The sequence below is a fragment of the Mycobacteroides chelonae genome (assembly GCF_016767715.1).
Taxonomy (GTDB): Bacteria; Actinomycetota; Actinomycetes; order Mycobacteriales; family Mycobacteriaceae; genus Mycobacterium; species Mycobacterium gwanakae.
Window position 1 is genome coordinate 4,738,550 of record NZ_CP050145.1, and the last position, 14,309, is coordinate 4,752,858.

Consider the following 14,309-nt stretch of genomic DNA (forward strand, 5'->3'; position numbering starts at 1 on the left):
TCAACCACCGAACCTTGCGCCAGCGTCGACTCCCCACAACGCCATGGTGAGAAGCATGTTCACGATGATCACGACGGTGATGGCAGCACGCATCGCGTGTCCGGCGGCCACACCCACGCCCTCGGGTCCACCCGAGGCGTTGAATCCGAAGTAGCACTGGATGGTTGAGGCGATCCAGACGAAGACGACGGCCTTGATCACCGAGTAGACAATGTCGGTGCCGCTCAGCATCATCGTGAAGTAGTGGTTGTAGGCACCGCCGATCGAGCCGCCGCTAGAGATCCCGACAAGCAGGCGGCACGTGATGTAGCTGATGACCAGGCACAGCAGGTACAGCGGAACCACCGCCACGGTGGAAGCCATCAATCGAGTGGTGACCAGGTACGGGATGGGCCGGATCGCCAGCGCGTCCAGTGCGTCGATCTCCTCGTTGATGCGCTGAGCACCCAGCTGCGCGGTGAAGCGGCAACCGGCCTGCATCGCGAAGGCGAGGGCCGCCATCACCGGCGCCAACTCACGGGTCGACACCAAGGAGGAGATGAATCCCGTGGCCGGCCCCAAGCCGATGATGTTCAGCAGGTTGTAGGCCTCGATACCGATCAGGGCACCGATCGTGGCACCCAACACCGCGGCCACGCCGACGGTTCCGCCACCGGTGACCAGCGAGCCATTACCCCAGGTGACGTCGGCCAGCAGCCGGAAGAACTCCTTGGAGTAGTAGCGCAGCGCGTTCGGGATGGAGGCAATGGCCTCCACGAAGAACGCCAGCATGTGTCCGAGCCGCCGAATCGACTGGGCGACCCGATGCCCGGCATCGATGATCGGCTGGACGCCCTTGGGGCGGTATGTAGAGATAGTCATGACGCGCCCCTATATCCCATGCCGGGGGAAGACCATGACGTACACCTGGCTGACGAGCACGTTGATCAGCATGAGCACCAAGATCGACTCGACGACCGCGGCATTCACGGAGTTGGCGACACCTGCGGGACCACCCTTGGTGGTCAATCCCTTGTCACAGGCGACGATGGCGACGATGAGGCCGTAAAGGATCGCCTTGAGCAGCGCCAGGATCAGGTCGTCGACCCGGGTGAACGACGCGAAGGTCGCGACGAAGCTTCCGGGTGCGCCGTGCTGGAAGTAGACGTTGAACAAATAGCTGGCCAGGAAGCCGACAAAGCAGGTGGTGCCCGTGAGGCCGACACCGACGAGAACCGCAGCGGCCACGCGTGGGACGACGAGCCGCCGAATTACCGAGACACCCATGACTTCCATGGCATCTATCTCTTCGCGCATGGTTCGTGACCCCAGGTCCGCGGTGATGGCCGAGCCCACCGCGGAGGCCATCAGCACCGCGGCAACCAGCGAGGCGCCCTGACGCACGATCGCGACACCACTTGCCGCACCTGCCAACGAGGACGCACCAACCTGGCCCGCGAGCAGGGCGAACTGGATCGACAAGGTGACGCCGATCGGAATGGCCACCAGCAGCGTCGGGACCACCGCGCTGCCCGCCATGAACGCACCCTGGTGGATGAATTCCTTCCACGGGAACGCGCGGTGGATGAGGTCCGAGAACATGTACTGCATCGCCCGTACACCGAGGACGATCTGGCTGCCTGCGGTTTCTACCGCCTGCACCGGGTGCTTGCGTACGTACTCCTTGAGGGCGCCGGATACGGCGTCACGAGACGGTGTTGCGGGGCGGCCGGTACCGGCCGTGTCGAAAGTGGTCATCACGCGCTCACGATCGAATGCACCGAATACCCCAGGGCAACACGTCCGTGTGCTGGCTGACCCACGTGATGCCCTCTCGTCCAAACCTCTCGGGCCCACCATCTTCGCTGGTCACAGAGAAAGCACGGCCCAAACTGAGCAGTAACATAACACCTGACTGACGTGATCTACACATCGTCGTAGATCACGGTGAGATTTTGGACACTCTGCTATATGCGCTGTCTAAACGATGGACAAATCGCAGGTCGCGATTTCATTGGGCGAGAATAGCTATCACACCGACTGGCGTGCAGTTTCTCACCCTTGTCACGGACCGGCCGAAATGAGCTGTGGCCCCGAGCCTCTAACGCGATATCCCGGTCGGCTAGGCGATAAAGCGCGAAATCGATTCGGCCACACAAGCCGGCTTGTCGACGCCTTCGATCTCGACGGTCGTCAAGATCGTCACGTCCACGGCGCCCGGCTTCTGTTCGACATGGGTCACCTCGGCCCGGGCACGCAGTCGCGATCCCACCAGGACCGGGTTGAGGAATCGAATCTTGTTGTACCCGTAATTGATCCCCATCGCGATGTTGTCGACCCGAATCAGCTGGAACTGAAACTGCGGCAGTAGCGACAACGTGAGCAGCCCGTGGGCAATGGTGCCACCGAACGGGCCATCAGCGGCCCGTTCGGTATCGACGTGAATCCATTGGTGGTCACCGGTGGCGTCGGCAAAGGTGTTGACCCGCTCCTGATCGACCACAAGCCAATCGGTGGCCCCGAGATCACCCACCGCGACGTCGGCAATTCCGTTGAACACCTTGGTGGTCACGGAACGAGGACCATCTTCCCGTAGACCTTTCCATCGGCGAAGTCCTGGAGCGCCTGACGGCCCTCCGACAACGGTATCCGCGCGCTCACCGGCGGCCGCATGCCCTCGGCCACCAACTTCTCCAACCCCGCCTGGGTCTCATAGAGGTAATCCGTATGGGTGCGCAGGAATTCGCCCCAGGCCACACCGATCAGCGAGGCGTTGCGCAGCAGCAGCCGATTCACCTTGATTGTCGGTATCGCACCGGCCGCAAATCCGACGACCAACAGCCTGCCTTCGGAGGCCAGGGTGCGTACCGCGTCGTCAAAGGCGGGCCCACCGATGGGATCCACCACCATGTCGACACCGACACCGCCGGTCGCCTCGCGCACCGCCTTAGCCCAGCCATCCTCGAGGGGCAGGACGATATCGGCACCGACACTCTTGACGAATTCCGTTGCGGCGGTCCGGTTGACGACCGCGATCACCTTGGCCCCCAGGCCCTTGGCAATCTGGATGGCGGCAGTTCCGATACCGCCGGCCGCACCGAGTACCAGCACCGTCTCCCCCGCACGCAGTTGTCCACGGCGGGCGTACGCGAAGTACATCGTGTGGTAGTTCGCGATGAGGGCGACGGCCTCGGCATCGTCTAGCTGCGGGGGCGTCGGAAGAATGTTGGATGGCGCCACTGCCACCCGTTCGGCATACCCGCCAATGAAATTGAAGGCCATCACCCGGTCACCGGGGTTGATCCCCGAACCCGCGGGTGCCGACCGCACGACCCCGGCGGTTTCGATACCTGGGACGAACGGAGGCTCCATTCGTAACTGGTACTCGCCCTTGGTCATCAGGTAGTCGGGAAAACAGACTCCCGCGGCCTTGACGTCGACGACCACGACGTTGTCACCGCGCGGCTCCTCGACATCGGTGTAGACCAGCCCCTCTGGGCCCGACAGCGACTGCGCCTGTACAGCTTTCATGCGAGCGAAGGAGGGCCGGCCTTGACCGCATTCGACAGATCCGCGATCTGCGACCACTTCTCGGCAACCTCGTCGACGGTGGGCGGGGTCTCGAAGTCCGCACCGGCGTTCTCGAACAGCGCGACGCGTTGCACCTTGCCGCCACCGACGACGAAAACCGAGCCGTTATCGGTGCTTTCCTCGGTGCACAGGTATCCGACAACCGGGGCGACGAAGGACGGTGGCAGCTTGTCCAGCACAGCCTCCGGGGCGATATCGGCTGTCATCCGGGTGGCCGCGATCGGCGCGATCGCGTTGGAGTGGATGTTGTACTTGGCGCCCTCCAACGCGAGGGTGTTGATGAGCCCAACGAGTCCCAGCTTCGCGGCGCTGTAGTTGGCCTGCCCGAAGTTGCCGAACAGACCACTGGTCGAGGTGGCGACCACGATGCGGCCGTAACCCTGCTCGCGGAAATGCGGCCATGCGGCGCGGGTGATGTTGTATCCGCCGTACAGGTGAACCTGTTGCACCGCATGCCAACTGTCATAGGTCATCTTGTGGAAAGTGCCGTCTCGCAGGATGCCGGCGTTGCTGACTACACCGTGGATGGCGCCGAACTCTTCGACCGCGGTCTTGACGATGTTGGCGGCGCCCTCTTCGGTAGCGACACTGTCGTAGTTGGCAACGGCGCGGCCCCCGGCCGCCTTGATCTCGTCAACCACGCTATCGGCCATGGCGGACCCGGCACCGGATCCGTCTCGGGCACCACCTAAGTCGTTGACGACCACCGAGGCGCCCTCGCCGGCGAGGGTGAGGGCGTACTCACGGCCCAGGCCTCCACCGGCTCCGGTCACGACAATTACCCGGTCTTGCACTCCCGGCATGCAGAACTCCTAATTCACTTGGCACTTCATTGGGTTGCTGAATGATATGGAGGACGAAAACTACAACTACATAAGCTTTTTCATCAGCTTAAGGTTCTTCTCCAGGTACGGCGGGTACGGAAGCTTGAGGTCCATCTTGGTGCTCTTGTACAGAGTCGACTTGAGGTGACTGAACTCGTCGAATCCGGCCTTGCCGTGGTAGGCGCCCATACCGCTGGCACCGACTCCGCCGAAGGGCAGGTTCGGGATGACGGCGTGGTACAGCAGATGATTGATCACGGTGCCACCCGCGGGCACATCGTCGATGAATCGGTTGCCGATGCGCTTCGACTCCGTAAAGGCATAGGCTGCCAGCGGCTTTGGCCGCGAATTGATGAAGTCGATGGCGTCGTCAAGGGTGTCCGCCGTCAACACCGGAAGGATCGGGCCGAAGATCTCGTTCTGCATGAGCGGTTCGTCAGCGCTGGGATCAACAACGATCGTCGGCTCAATGGTCAGCGCGGACGCGTCGGAGGCACCGCCGGTGGCGACCTCTCCTTCGGTCGCGGCCAAGTAGCCCACCAGACGATCGAACTGGCGCTGGTTCACCACGCGCAGTCCCTTGGATTCCTTGTCCGCCTGGAAATCTGCCCATGCCGCGGTGATCTTCTCGACCAGCTCATCGCGAACCGCCGGGTCCACCAGGACATAGTCGGGAGCCAGACACACCTGACCGGAGTTGAGGCCCTTCATGTATCCGATGCGGCGGGCGGCCACTTCGATGTTGGCATCGGCGGCGACGTAGACCGGCGACTTGCCACCCAATTCCAGTGCGACCGGTGTCAGGTGTTGTGCGGCGCCTTCCAGAATGCGCTTGCCGATCTCGGTGCCGCCGGTGAACAGAGCCTTGTCAAAACCCTGCGCCAGCAGTTCCTGTGTCACCGACCCGTCGCCCTCGACAACAGCAACGGCGTGCGGGTCGAGGTACTGCGGAATGAGTTTGGCCATCAACGCCGAGGAAGCGGGCGCGATCTCCGAAGGCTTGATGGCCACGGTGTTGCCAGCGGCCAACGCACCGACCACGGGACCCAGCGTCAGATACAGCGGGAAGTTCCACGCACCGATGACGAGCACTGTGCCGTAGGGCTCCGGTACCGACCATGCCTTGGCCGGTTGCTGTGCCAACGGAAGACCCCGTACCCGCTTGCGTCGCATCCAGCGCCGCAGGTTCTTGCGCGCATAGACCACCTCGACAACCGACCCGACCACGTCGGCGATCCAGGCCTCGGCCGACGAGCGACCCAAGTCCTCGTGCAATGCGGTGGCGATCGCCGCCTCGTTCTCGGAGAAAAGTCGCTCCAAGCCGACGAGCTGCGCCTTGCGCCAGTGGTACTCGCGGGTCCGGCCTGTTGCGAACGTCTCCCGCAGGCCCCGGACGATCCCCGGAATGCGGGAAGGCTCGGACGCAGCGTGCTGGTCGGCAGGCGTAGAGATCTCGGTGGTCATATCCGTTCCTCTCGATGGCACGCTCATCAGTGAGTGCATCTACGCAGGTCACGTACGCGCATACGGACCAGCGATGGCAGCTACGTGAGCTGTATCACCGATGGTAACCAACCAGTTGGGACCTGAGAACCCCGCACCCCTGAGGGCCGCGCTCCATCAGCCCTTGAGCTCGGCTTCTATCAGGGTGTTTCCCCGTATGTCTTCTTCCGAGTGCACCAGTCGGCCGGCATCCGCCATCTCGGCCTCGGCCGGAATCGCCCGGACCGTCCACCCACGCCCGGCGAGCCATTGCGGAACATCGGTGCGGTTCTCGTCGTGGTACATCAGCGATCCGACGTCCAGGGACTCGCCCTCGATTCCCGCCAGCTTGCGGGCCCGATCGAAGTGTTCACGCATCTTCCTGCGGACCTCATGCCGTTTGGCGTTGTCCGGCCCGACGGCCTCGACGGCGATCCGGCTGCCCGGTGCGCTCTGATCCACGATCAGTTCGAAGAGCCTGTCCTGCGCCTCGGTCGGCAGGTACATGAGCAGGCCTTCGGCCAGCCACGCCGTGGGCGCAGTGACGTCGAATCCCTCGCGTTGCAGCGCGACCGGCCAATCCTGCCGAAGGTCGACGGCCACCTCACGGCGCAGGCAGGCAGAGCGCACGTCGTGCTCGTCGAGTGTCTGACGCTTGTACTGCAACACGAGTGGCTGGTCGATTTCGTACACGGTGGTACCGGCCGGCCAGTCCAGGCGATACGCACGCGAGTCCAGGCCAGCGGCCAGGATCACCACTTGGGTGATTCCCGCCCGCGAAGCCCGCTCGAAGAAACCATCGAAGAATCGCGTGCGGACGGCCTGATAGTCCACCGCGTACTGCATGATGCGGTCGGCTTCGGGATCGAGCTCGGCAAGCTGCTGTCGTACGTCGTCGCTCGCAATCACCGACCATGCCCCGGCACCGGCACGCTCCACGAGAAGCTGCGCAAAAGGGTCCCTGATCAGTGGCGCGTCACTGCGGGTTTCAGCCGCCCGCGCGGCGGCCACCATGACCGCGGTGGCGCCCACGCTGCTCGCGATGTCCCAGCTGTCGTCGTCGGAGCGCGCGGTGGTCACGTTGCTCACCGGAGTTCACCCTGGATCAGCTGGCCGCGGAATGTCCCCTGTTCGACGTCCTCGGTCACCGGCCTGCCCAGCCGTGCCATCTCGTCGTGCGCATCGGTCTTGGTCACCGACCAACCGTGTGCACCAAGCCATTCCGCAGGATCGGCGCGGTTCTCATCTTCGTAGATCAAGTTCTCGATCGCGACGTCGACATCCACGGCGGTCTTGAATGCGGCTCGCACCTGCTCCCGACGGGCGGCTTCCTCCTCGCTCTCGTCCAGAACCAGCTTTCCCTCATACCCCTCGACCGCGATGTGGCTGCCCGGAGCGCTCAACGCACCGATGCTGGCGAACAGACTGTCTTGGGCGTCGGCGGGCAGATACGGCAACAGGCCCTCGGCCAGCCATGCGGTGGGTTTCGCGGCATCGAACCCCGCCTCACGCAAGGCGGCCGGCCAGTCCTCGCGCAGATCGATGGCTACGGCGTGCCGTTGCGCCTTCGGTTCATGGGCGGCCAGTGCGGCGGCCTTGAATTCCAGAACCTGCGGCTGGTCGATTTCGAACACCGTGGTGCCGGCCGGCCAGTCGAGGCGGTAGGCGCGCGAATCCAGACCAGAGGCCAAGATGACCATCTGCCGGATGCCCGCAGCCGCCGCTGCCAGAAAGTAGGCGTCGAAGAAATTGGTGCGGGTGGCCTGGTAGTCGACCATCCGTCCGTAGATCCGGCCCGCCTCGGGATCTGGCCACTCGATGTCGCCGGCCGCCAAACGCTCCCAGCCAGTCGATTTACCGGTCGCGTCAACGAGTATCTGCGCGAACGGATCGTGGATGAGCGCGTCGGTCCGCAGCGTCTCGGTGGCGCGTGCGGCCGCCACCCCGAGGGCGGTGGCCCCCACGCTGGAAGTGATGTCCCAGGTGTCCCCGTCGACCCGCATGCGGCTCCTCTCAAGGCAAACTAGACCCAATAGTGAGCAATGCTACCGATCTCCGTCGATGACCGGCATTGTGCGACGGGTCACATTCACCCAGGTGAGACCCAGGTAACCGAGCCCTAAATTCATTTGCCCGTTGCGTTTCGAGCACTGTGCTGGAGGACGTCAACCTCCCGGACACACTTCATCGATTTGTGCAGTTCCTACCCGAATCTCACATAGGGTTCATGAGCGCATCCGCCTAGATACCCACCCTGGCGGAGTTCGCTAGCAGACACATCATTAAAATTCGGTTCAGCAGATAGCTCAGAAGAGTTTGAAAGGGGAGGGCGCTTCCAATGCCGAAGCCATCCACCGCCAACGGCGGTTTCCCAAACATTGTTGTGACCGGTATGGCCATGACGACATCAATCGCACCCGATGTCGAGGGCACCTGGAAAGGGCTCCTCAACGGCGAGAGCGGCATTCGCGTACTCGACGACGATTTCGTCGCCCAGTACGACCTGCCGGTGAAGATCGGCGGGCACCTCAAGGTCCGCGACTTCGACAAGGACATGACGAAGATCGAGCTTCGCCGCCTGTCCTATGTGCAGCGCCTGGCCGCGATCCTGGGCCGTCAGGTCTGGGCAGACGCCGGTGCTCCCGACGATATCGATCTGGAGCGCCTGACGGTTTCGGTGGGCACCGGCCTGGGCGGCGGCGAGAAGTTGGTCGAAGCCTATGACGAGATGCGCGCCCGGGGTACGAAAGCCGTTTCCCCCCTTACCGTTCAGATGTTCATGCCCAACGGTCCTGCCGCTGTCATCGGCCTGGAGCGCAAGGCGCGCGGTGGTGTGATTACCCCCGTCTCGGCATGCGCCTCCGGTAACGAGGGCATCGCCCACGCCTGGCGCCAAATCGCTTACGGCGACGCCGATATCGCCATCTGCGGCGGTATCGAGGCCGCCATCGAGGCCGCACCCATCGCCGCATTCGCCAACATGCGCATCGTGATGTCTACCGACAACGACAACCCCGCGGGGGCATCGCGACCGTTCGACAAGAACCGCACCGGCTTCGTGTTCGGCGAGGGCGGCGCACTCATGGTCATCGAGACCGAGGAGCACGCCAAGGCACGTGGCGCGCGGATCTACGCGCGCCTGCTCGGCGCGGGCATCACCTCGGACGGCTTCCACGTAGTGGCACCGCATCCCGATGGCATCGGGGCGGCCAAGGCGATGGACCGGGCTCTGGAGACTGCCGGGCTCGATGCCAAGGACATCGACCACGTCAACGCGCACGCCACCGCCACCAGTGTCGGTGACGTCGCCGAGGGCAAGGCTATTCACAGGTCCGGTCTGCAGAACGCCGCGGTCTACGCACCCAAGGGCGCCCTCGGGCACTCGGTGGGTGCGGTCGGTGCCGTCGAGGCCATCATCACGGTGAAGTCGTTGCAGGAGGGCATCATTCCGCCCCACCCTCAACTACGAGACGCCGGACCCCGAGATCGATCTCGACATCGTCAGCAAGGAGCCCCGCAAGGGCGACTACAAGTACGCCATCAACAACTCGTTCGGGTTCGGCGGCCACAACGTGGCCATCGCCCTCGGCAAGTACTGATCACTACTCTTCCCCGACACGCCGTCTGGCGGCGGATTCGTATCGCACGATTCCGCCACTAGGCGGCGTGTCGGCGTTGGACGGAACTACGCACGCAGTGCACATTTGAGATCCTGGCAACGTACCTCCCATTGCGCCCGCACAACGACGCTACGCTTTCCTGAATCCAGATTCAGGAAAGCGAGGGAAGGCAATGGGGCTACCAGACAACGGCGATATGTGGGGTGAGGGCGTATACAAGACGTACTTCTTTCGCGCCGAGACAGATGCCATACGCAGCTGCGCAAACGAGTACTTCCGATTAGCGGACACCAACAATGAGCTGACCCGTTATCTGGATAACTGGCTCAATCTCAGCGCTTCCGACGCCATGATCTACCAAAATGTCAGAACCGCGGTAAACGCGGCTCACACGAAGCTGACCGCCAACGCAGCGCGTCTGCGTGAACTCGTGTACACGTCGGCGATGGAGCTGGATGCGACGGCTGACATGTATGAGCGCACCGATCGTGATTCTGCGTCAAACCTCGACCACACCTACTCCTCGATCCCGGGCACGCTATGACTGCGGATCCTGCCAGCAAGCTGGTCTATCCCACCGCCGAAGTGTCGTCCAATCTCGTGGACAGCGTCATCCACGTCCCGGATTGGCTCAACTCTTCCAAGTGGTTCACCACCATCATGGAAACCAAGCTTCAGGCCAATCCCTTCCGAGAGGTCGGCGAGGCCTTCGCCGGTGACTGGGGCAAGGTGCAGCAGGCAGGCAAGGCCCTGAAAAATGTGGCAGCCTACAATCGCGAGTACGCCTCGGGGCTGCGCAACGAGATCACGCGTCTCACCGGTGACACCCGCCTGACGAACATGGCATCGGGCACCGGCGATTTCGGTCTTGCGGGGCGGGACGCCCCGTGGGTGGGTAATGCCGCCAGCTCGGCGAACACCTATTTCATAGTGTTCGCCGAGCGTCTCGAGTCACAGGCCACATCCATCGAGTCGGTGGGCGACCAGGCCATCAAAGCGGCGGAAGCTATGGAAAGCGCCGCCCACACCATCGAGACACTGCTCTCCTTGGCATTCGATGCAATCGCCGACTGGGCAATCATTGCGATCGCCGTCGCTGCTGCGGGCCCGGTCGGAGTGGTGATCGGCGTGGCCAAGCTCGCGTCGTTGACCGCACGCGCGCTCAAGACGATAGGAGACGTCCGGACCTACATCGCCATCACCCAAGCACAGATCGACGCAATCAAGGCGTTGATTACGCAGGCACTCAACAGCCAGGGGGCCGACGCTCTCAATCTCGTTGCGCTGCCTCGTGGCAGCTTTGACCATCCAGGTGTGCAAATTGACGCCGGACGCTTCTGAATTCGGTCCGGTGATCGGCGCTTTCGAGGAGAGCGCCGATCCTGTCGACAGCGCTGCAGAAGATGCGGACACACCCGAACAGCGCCAGAAGGATCGGTTCCAGGCCCTGGCGGTCATCGCCGACCACTCTGGCTCGATGGAGTTCAAGAAAATCGTCGACGACATCATCAACGAGCAGATAAGCCTCTTCGAGGCCAGCTCGCTACCCGCGTTCGGCAGCACCATGATGTCCCTGGCGGCGAAGGCACCGGCGACCGAAGAGGACCACGACGAAGAATCCGAACTGTATTTCCCGGAGCCCGAGGACTGGGACGAACCCGACGACTGGTGGGGGAAATGGAAAGCTTCTCAAGGCTGACCAGCGGTAGCTGATCAGCGGAAGGCTGCGATCCCGGTGAGCGCCTGGCCTATGACGAGCGTATGCATCTCGCTGGTGCCCTCGTAGGTCAACACCGACTCCAGGTTGTTGGCATGCCGCATGACGGGATACTCGCCCGAAATGCCGTTCGCACCAAGAATTGTCCGGGCCGTTCTGGCGATCTCGATCGCCTCGCGTACGTTATTGAGCTTGCCGAGACTGACCTGGGGAGTGCTCAAGGTGTCCGCATCTTTACGACGTCCTAGATGCAACGCCAACAGCACACCCTTGCCGTATTCGAGCGCCATGTTGGCCAGCTTCTCCTGGGTCAGCTGGAATCCCGCAATCGGCCGATCGAACTGTTCCCTGGTGTTGGCGTAATCGAGTGCGGTACGCAAGCATTCACGCGCCGCGCCCATCGAGCCGAAGATGATGCCGAAGCGCGCCTCGTTGAGGCATGACAGCGGCGCCTTGAGCCCAATGGCCTGCGGCAGCCGGTTCTTCTCCGGCACCCGCACATCGCTGAGGTTGAGCTCAGCGGTCACGGACGCACGCAAGGACATCTTGGAACGGATGGTTTGAGCGTTGAATCCCGCGGAATCGGTCGATACCAGGAATCCGCGAACACCCTCGTCGGTCTGTGCCCAGATAACCGCGACATCGGCAATCGACCCGTTGGTAATCCACATCTTGGTGCCGTTGATGATCCAGTCGCTACCGTCTCGCCGGGCATGGGTGCGCATTCCCCCAGGGTTGGAGCCAAAATCGGGTTCGGTAAGACCGAAACACCCCAGCTCCTCGCCTGTCGCCATCCGCGGCAGCCACTTCTGCTTCTGCGCATCACTGCCGTAGGCATAGATGGCGTACATCGCCAGCGACCCCTGCACGCTGACCAGCGAACGAATCCCCGAGTCGCCCGCCTCGAGCTCCATGCATGCCAATCCGTATGCGAGAGAAGATGTTCCGGAGCATCCGTAACCCTGCAGGTGCATGCCAAGCACACCGATCTTGCCCAGTTCCAACGCAAGCTTGCGCACCGGGAGGTCACCGTCTTCGTACCACCGCTGCACGTTCGGAACCACACGCGCCTGAACCAGGGCTCGCACGCTGTCGCGGATCGCGCGCTCCTCGTCGCTGAGTAGCGCGTCGATACCGAACAACTCGTCGGGGTCACTTCGATCAGCATCCACAGCCATGCCGCCGACCCTAGCGCCCCCGGGCCTTCCCTCGGCCAGAAACCGAGGCGGGACAGCCGCTCAACCTGCAGAGCCAGGGCAGCCTAGCCATAGTCCAGAACAGGCCTACCCTCGGAGATATGTCCACCCCCGACAGGCCGCGATTGGTTCCCGGCCCCGACCATCCGATCACCATCGAGCCCGCCAGCACCCGCGTCGTGGTTACGTCCGGCGATGTCACCATCGCCGACACCACCGGCGCCTTGCGGCTGCAGGAGGCCAGCTATCCGCCCGTGTACTACCTCCCGCCCGATGCGGTGAACTGGGAGGTGCTGCAGCGCACCGACACCCACACGTACTGCCCGTATAAGGGCGAGGCCTCGTACTACTCGGTGCGCACACCCGAGGGAACGATCGAAGACGCCGTCTGGACCTATGAAGATCCCTACCCGGCGGTCGCCCGGATTGCCCGCCATCTGGCCTTCTATCCCGACCGGGTCAACGTCACCGCGGACTGAACGCACCCGTCTGGCGACCCCCTGATTGCTGGCGTACGTTGTGCCCATGACGACGGTTCAACGACGAGCTTTCAACGACCAGGTGACGCGGTTCTGGGGACGCGCTGCCAAGGCATACGACTGGGCACCGTTACAACAATGGGTGTACCGCCCGGCACAGGACGAAATGATCGCCCTGCTGCGTCAGCACGAGTCGCAACGTGTTGTCGATATCGCCTGCGGTACCGGCATTCTGGCGACACGCATCCAGGAAGAACTCGAGCCCGAGCAGGTGCACGGGGTCGACATGTCCGAGGGGATGCTCGCCCAGGCGAAGGCCCGTTCCGCGTTGGTCGACTGGCAATTCGCGCCGGCCGAAAAGCTGCCGTTCGACGACGGCGCACTGGATGCGGTGGTCTCCACATCGGCGTTCCACTTCTTTGACCAGCCCGCCGCCCTCGCCGAGTTCCATCGCGTGCTGGCGCCCGGCGGCTTCACCGCGATCACCACCTTCACGCCTGACCGCGCCTCCGCCCCCATCCTGCGCCGGATCTTCGGCGATCGCGTGCCCGCGAGCGTTCCGTCGAAGGCCGAGATGCGCCAGATGTTCGAGGCCGCCGGATTCGAGGTCGCGGTGCAGCGACCGGTGCACCATCCCTTCACCCTTCCGTTCGTGGAGTTCGATCGACTCACTGTGGGCATCAAGCGATGACACGGTGGCTGCTGCTTCGTGGCTTGAGCCGCGAGAAGCGCCACTGGGAGCAGTTCCCACAAGTCTTTGCCGAATCGCTTGGCGTTCAGGTGGAATGCCTGGATGCGCCGGGATTCGGCACCGAATTCCAACGTGTCTCGCCGGCGAGTATCTCGGCCATCACCGATGACATCCGGTCCCGGCTGGACCGGGATAGCGACGGGTGGTCACTGCTCTCGATATCTCTGGGCGGCATGATCGGACTCGACTGGTGCGCGCGTTACCCCGGAGATTTCGAACGCGCCGTCATCATCAATTCGAGCACTGCCTCGACACCGATATGGCAGCGATTTCAGCCGTCGTCGATCCCCAACTTGGTACTCGGACGGTTCCGCGCCGACGTGCCTCGCGAACGTGCCCTCCTGGAACAGACGGCCAATAGCCCCGATCTCGATCTCGACGCGCTGTCCCAGCAGTGGGCCGGTTACCTAGAGACCCAGCGTCCGTCGAGCGCCAGCATCGCCCGGCAGATCGCCGCGGCCATCAGGTTCCGGATGCCGAAGCGCGTCGATACCCCTCTGCTCGTTCTGACCTCCACGCGCGACCGGCTTGTGAGTTCCGCGGCATCACGCACGATAGCCAACAGATTCGGCGCACCCCTCGCGGTGCATCCCACCGCCGGCCACGACATTCCCCTCGACGACGGCGCATGGATCGCCGAACAGGTAAGACGGTGGATCGACTAGATTCA

15 protein-coding genes and 1 pseudogene are annotated in these 14,309 nt (G+C 63.3%); 7 read left to right on the forward strand and 9 right to left on the reverse strand.

The features are described from left to right. The 8 genes from HBA99_RS23265 to HBA99_RS23300 form a co-directional block, all read right to left on the reverse strand. Nucleotides 1-861, reverse strand: a complete 861-nt coding sequence (locus tag HBA99_RS23265; protein ID WP_030097437.1) for an MlaE family ABC transporter permease — start codon at nucleotides 859-861, stop codon at nucleotides 1-3. A 9-nt stretch (nucleotides 862-870) separates the two neighbouring features. Then, nucleotides 871-1,737 carry an MlaE family ABC transporter permease gene (locus HBA99_RS23270; protein ID WP_030097438.1) on the reverse strand — a complete coding sequence of 289 codons (867 nt, stop codon included), beginning with the start codon at nucleotides 1,735-1,737 and terminating at the stop codon, nucleotides 871-873. A 364-nt stretch (nucleotides 1,738-2,101) separates the two neighbouring features. After that, the gene (locus tag HBA99_RS23275; RefSeq protein ID WP_030097439.1) at nucleotides 2,102-2,551 is read right to left on the reverse strand and encodes a MaoC family dehydratase; all 450 of its coding nucleotides are present in this window, start codon (nucleotides 2,549-2,551) and stop codon (nucleotides 2,102-2,104) included. Next, nucleotides 2,548-3,510 carry an NADPH:quinone oxidoreductase family protein gene (locus tag HBA99_RS23280; RefSeq protein ID WP_030097440.1) on the reverse strand — a complete coding sequence of 321 codons (963 nt, stop codon included), beginning with the start codon at nucleotides 3,508-3,510 and terminating at the stop codon, nucleotides 2,548-2,550. Before HBA99_RS23280 ends, HBA99_RS23275 begins: the two co-directional genes overlap by 4 nt. After that, nucleotides 3,507-4,373, reverse strand: coding sequence for an SDR family oxidoreductase (locus HBA99_RS23285; protein ID WP_057965557.1), 867 nt, complete (start codon nucleotides 4,371-4,373; stop codon nucleotides 3,507-3,509). The genes HBA99_RS23280 and HBA99_RS23285 overlap by 4 nt, the downstream gene beginning before the upstream one ends. Before the next feature lie 66 nt (nucleotides 4,374-4,439). After that, nucleotides 4,440-5,858, reverse strand: a complete 1,419-nt coding sequence (locus HBA99_RS23290) for an aldehyde dehydrogenase family protein (protein WP_030097442.1) — start codon at nucleotides 5,856-5,858, stop codon at nucleotides 4,440-4,442. Between the two features lie 156 nt (nucleotides 5,859-6,014). Continuing rightward, nucleotides 6,015-6,965 (reverse strand): SAM-dependent methyltransferase, encoded by a 951-nt coding sequence (locus tag HBA99_RS23295; protein WP_070932134.1) that lies wholly within the window; start codon nucleotides 6,963-6,965, stop codon nucleotides 6,015-6,017. Further along, on the reverse strand, nucleotides 6,962-7,879 hold the full coding sequence (locus HBA99_RS23300) for a class I SAM-dependent methyltransferase (protein WP_030097444.1): 918 nt from the start codon (nucleotides 7,877-7,879) through the stop codon (nucleotides 6,962-6,964). The genes HBA99_RS23295 and HBA99_RS23300 overlap by 4 nt, the downstream gene beginning before the upstream one ends. Before the next feature lie 335 nt (nucleotides 7,880-8,214). On the opposite strand from HBA99_RS23300, the pseudogene HBA99_RS23305 reads away from it, so the two are divergent. From HBA99_RS23305 to HBA99_RS23320, 4 genes and pseudogenes are all read left to right on the forward strand, one after another. Beyond that, nucleotides 8,215-9,475, forward strand: a pseudogene (locus tag HBA99_RS23305) (KasA/KasB family beta-ketoacyl-ACP synthase). Nucleotides 9,476-9,668: 193 nt separating this feature from the next. After that, a complete protein-coding gene (locus tag HBA99_RS23310) occupies nucleotides 9,669-10,040 on the forward strand; it encodes a type VII secretion target (protein ID WP_052399571.1) in 372 nt (123 codons plus the stop codon). 56 nt (nucleotides 10,041-10,096) lie between these two features. Then, entirely contained in the window at nucleotides 10,097-10,837 is a 741-nt protein-coding gene (locus tag HBA99_RS23315) for a hypothetical protein (protein ID WP_125911140.1), read from the forward strand. Next, nucleotides 10,818-11,195 (forward strand): hypothetical protein, encoded by a 378-nt coding sequence (locus tag HBA99_RS23320; RefSeq protein ID WP_131822823.1) that lies wholly within the window; start codon nucleotides 10,818-10,820, stop codon nucleotides 11,193-11,195. The genes HBA99_RS23315 and HBA99_RS23320 overlap by 20 nt, the downstream gene beginning before the upstream one ends. 14 nt (nucleotides 11,196-11,209) lie before the next feature. On the opposite strand, the gene HBA99_RS23325 is transcribed toward HBA99_RS23320, so the two are convergent. Then, on the reverse strand, nucleotides 11,210-12,391 hold the full coding sequence (locus HBA99_RS23325) for an acyl-CoA dehydrogenase family protein (RefSeq protein WP_030097449.1): 1,182 nt from the start codon (nucleotides 12,389-12,391) through the stop codon (nucleotides 11,210-11,212). Between the two features lie 119 nt (nucleotides 12,392-12,510). Between HBA99_RS23325 and HBA99_RS23330 the strand changes: the two genes are divergently transcribed. Genes HBA99_RS23330 through HBA99_RS23340 form a run of 3 tightly spaced genes read left to right on the forward strand, consistent with a single transcriptional unit; the run spans nucleotide 12,511 to nucleotide 14,304 of the window. Further along, complete coding sequence (locus tag HBA99_RS23330; RefSeq protein ID WP_030097450.1) at nucleotides 12,511-12,888, forward strand: DUF427 domain-containing protein; 378 nt, start codon at nucleotides 12,511-12,513, stop codon at nucleotides 12,886-12,888. Between the two features lie 46 nt (nucleotides 12,889-12,934). Beyond that, nucleotides 12,935-13,579 carry a class I SAM-dependent methyltransferase gene (locus HBA99_RS23335; protein ID WP_057965562.1) on the forward strand — a complete coding sequence of 215 codons (645 nt, stop codon included), beginning with the start codon at nucleotides 12,935-12,937 and terminating at the stop codon, nucleotides 13,577-13,579. Beyond that, nucleotides 13,576-14,304 (forward strand): alpha/beta fold hydrolase, encoded by a 729-nt coding sequence (locus HBA99_RS23340; RefSeq protein WP_070922358.1) that lies wholly within the window; start codon nucleotides 13,576-13,578, stop codon nucleotides 14,302-14,304. The genes HBA99_RS23335 and HBA99_RS23340 overlap by 4 nt, the downstream gene beginning before the upstream one ends. Nucleotides 14,305-14,309 lie beyond the last annotated feature (5 nt).

Excerpts from the sequence above, each read along its gene's own strand:
- HBA99_RS23265 (WP_030097437.1), bottom strand. The coding sequence starts at position 861 with ATGACTATCTCTACATACCGCCCCAAGGGCGTCCAGCCGATCATCGAT.
- HBA99_RS23270 (WP_030097438.1), bottom strand. The coding sequence starts at position 1,737 with ATGACCACTTTCGACACGGCCGGTACCGGCCGCCCCGCAACACCGTCT.
- HBA99_RS23280 (WP_030097440.1), bottom strand. The coding sequence starts at position 3,510 with ATGAAAGCTGTACAGGCGCAGTCGCTGTCGGGCCCAGAGGGGCTGGTC.
- HBA99_RS23285 (WP_057965557.1), bottom strand. The coding sequence starts at position 4,373 with ATGCCGGGAGTGCAAGACCGGGTAATTGTCGTGACCGGAGCCGGTGGA.
- HBA99_RS23290 (WP_030097442.1), bottom strand. The coding sequence starts at position 5,858 with ATGACCACCGAGATCTCTACGCCTGCCGACCAGCACGCTGCGTCCGAG.
- HBA99_RS23300 (WP_030097444.1), bottom strand. The coding sequence starts at position 7,879 with ATGCGGGTCGACGGGGACACCTGGGACATCACTTCCAGCGTGGGGGCC.
- HBA99_RS23310 (WP_052399571.1), top strand. The coding sequence starts at position 9,669 with ATGGGGCTACCAGACAACGGCGATATGTGGGGTGAGGGCGTATACAAG.
- HBA99_RS23325 (WP_030097449.1), bottom strand. The coding sequence starts at position 12,391 with ATGGCTGTGGATGCTGATCGAAGTGACCCCGACGAGTTGTTCGGTATC.
- HBA99_RS23330 (WP_030097450.1), top strand. The coding sequence starts at position 12,511 with ATGTCCACCCCCGACAGGCCGCGATTGGTTCCCGGCCCCGACCATCCG.
- HBA99_RS23335 (WP_057965562.1), top strand. The coding sequence starts at position 12,935 with ATGACGACGGTTCAACGACGAGCTTTCAACGACCAGGTGACGCGGTTC.
- HBA99_RS23340 (WP_070922358.1), top strand. The coding sequence starts at position 13,576 with ATGACACGGTGGCTGCTGCTTCGTGGCTTGAGCCGCGAGAAGCGCCAC.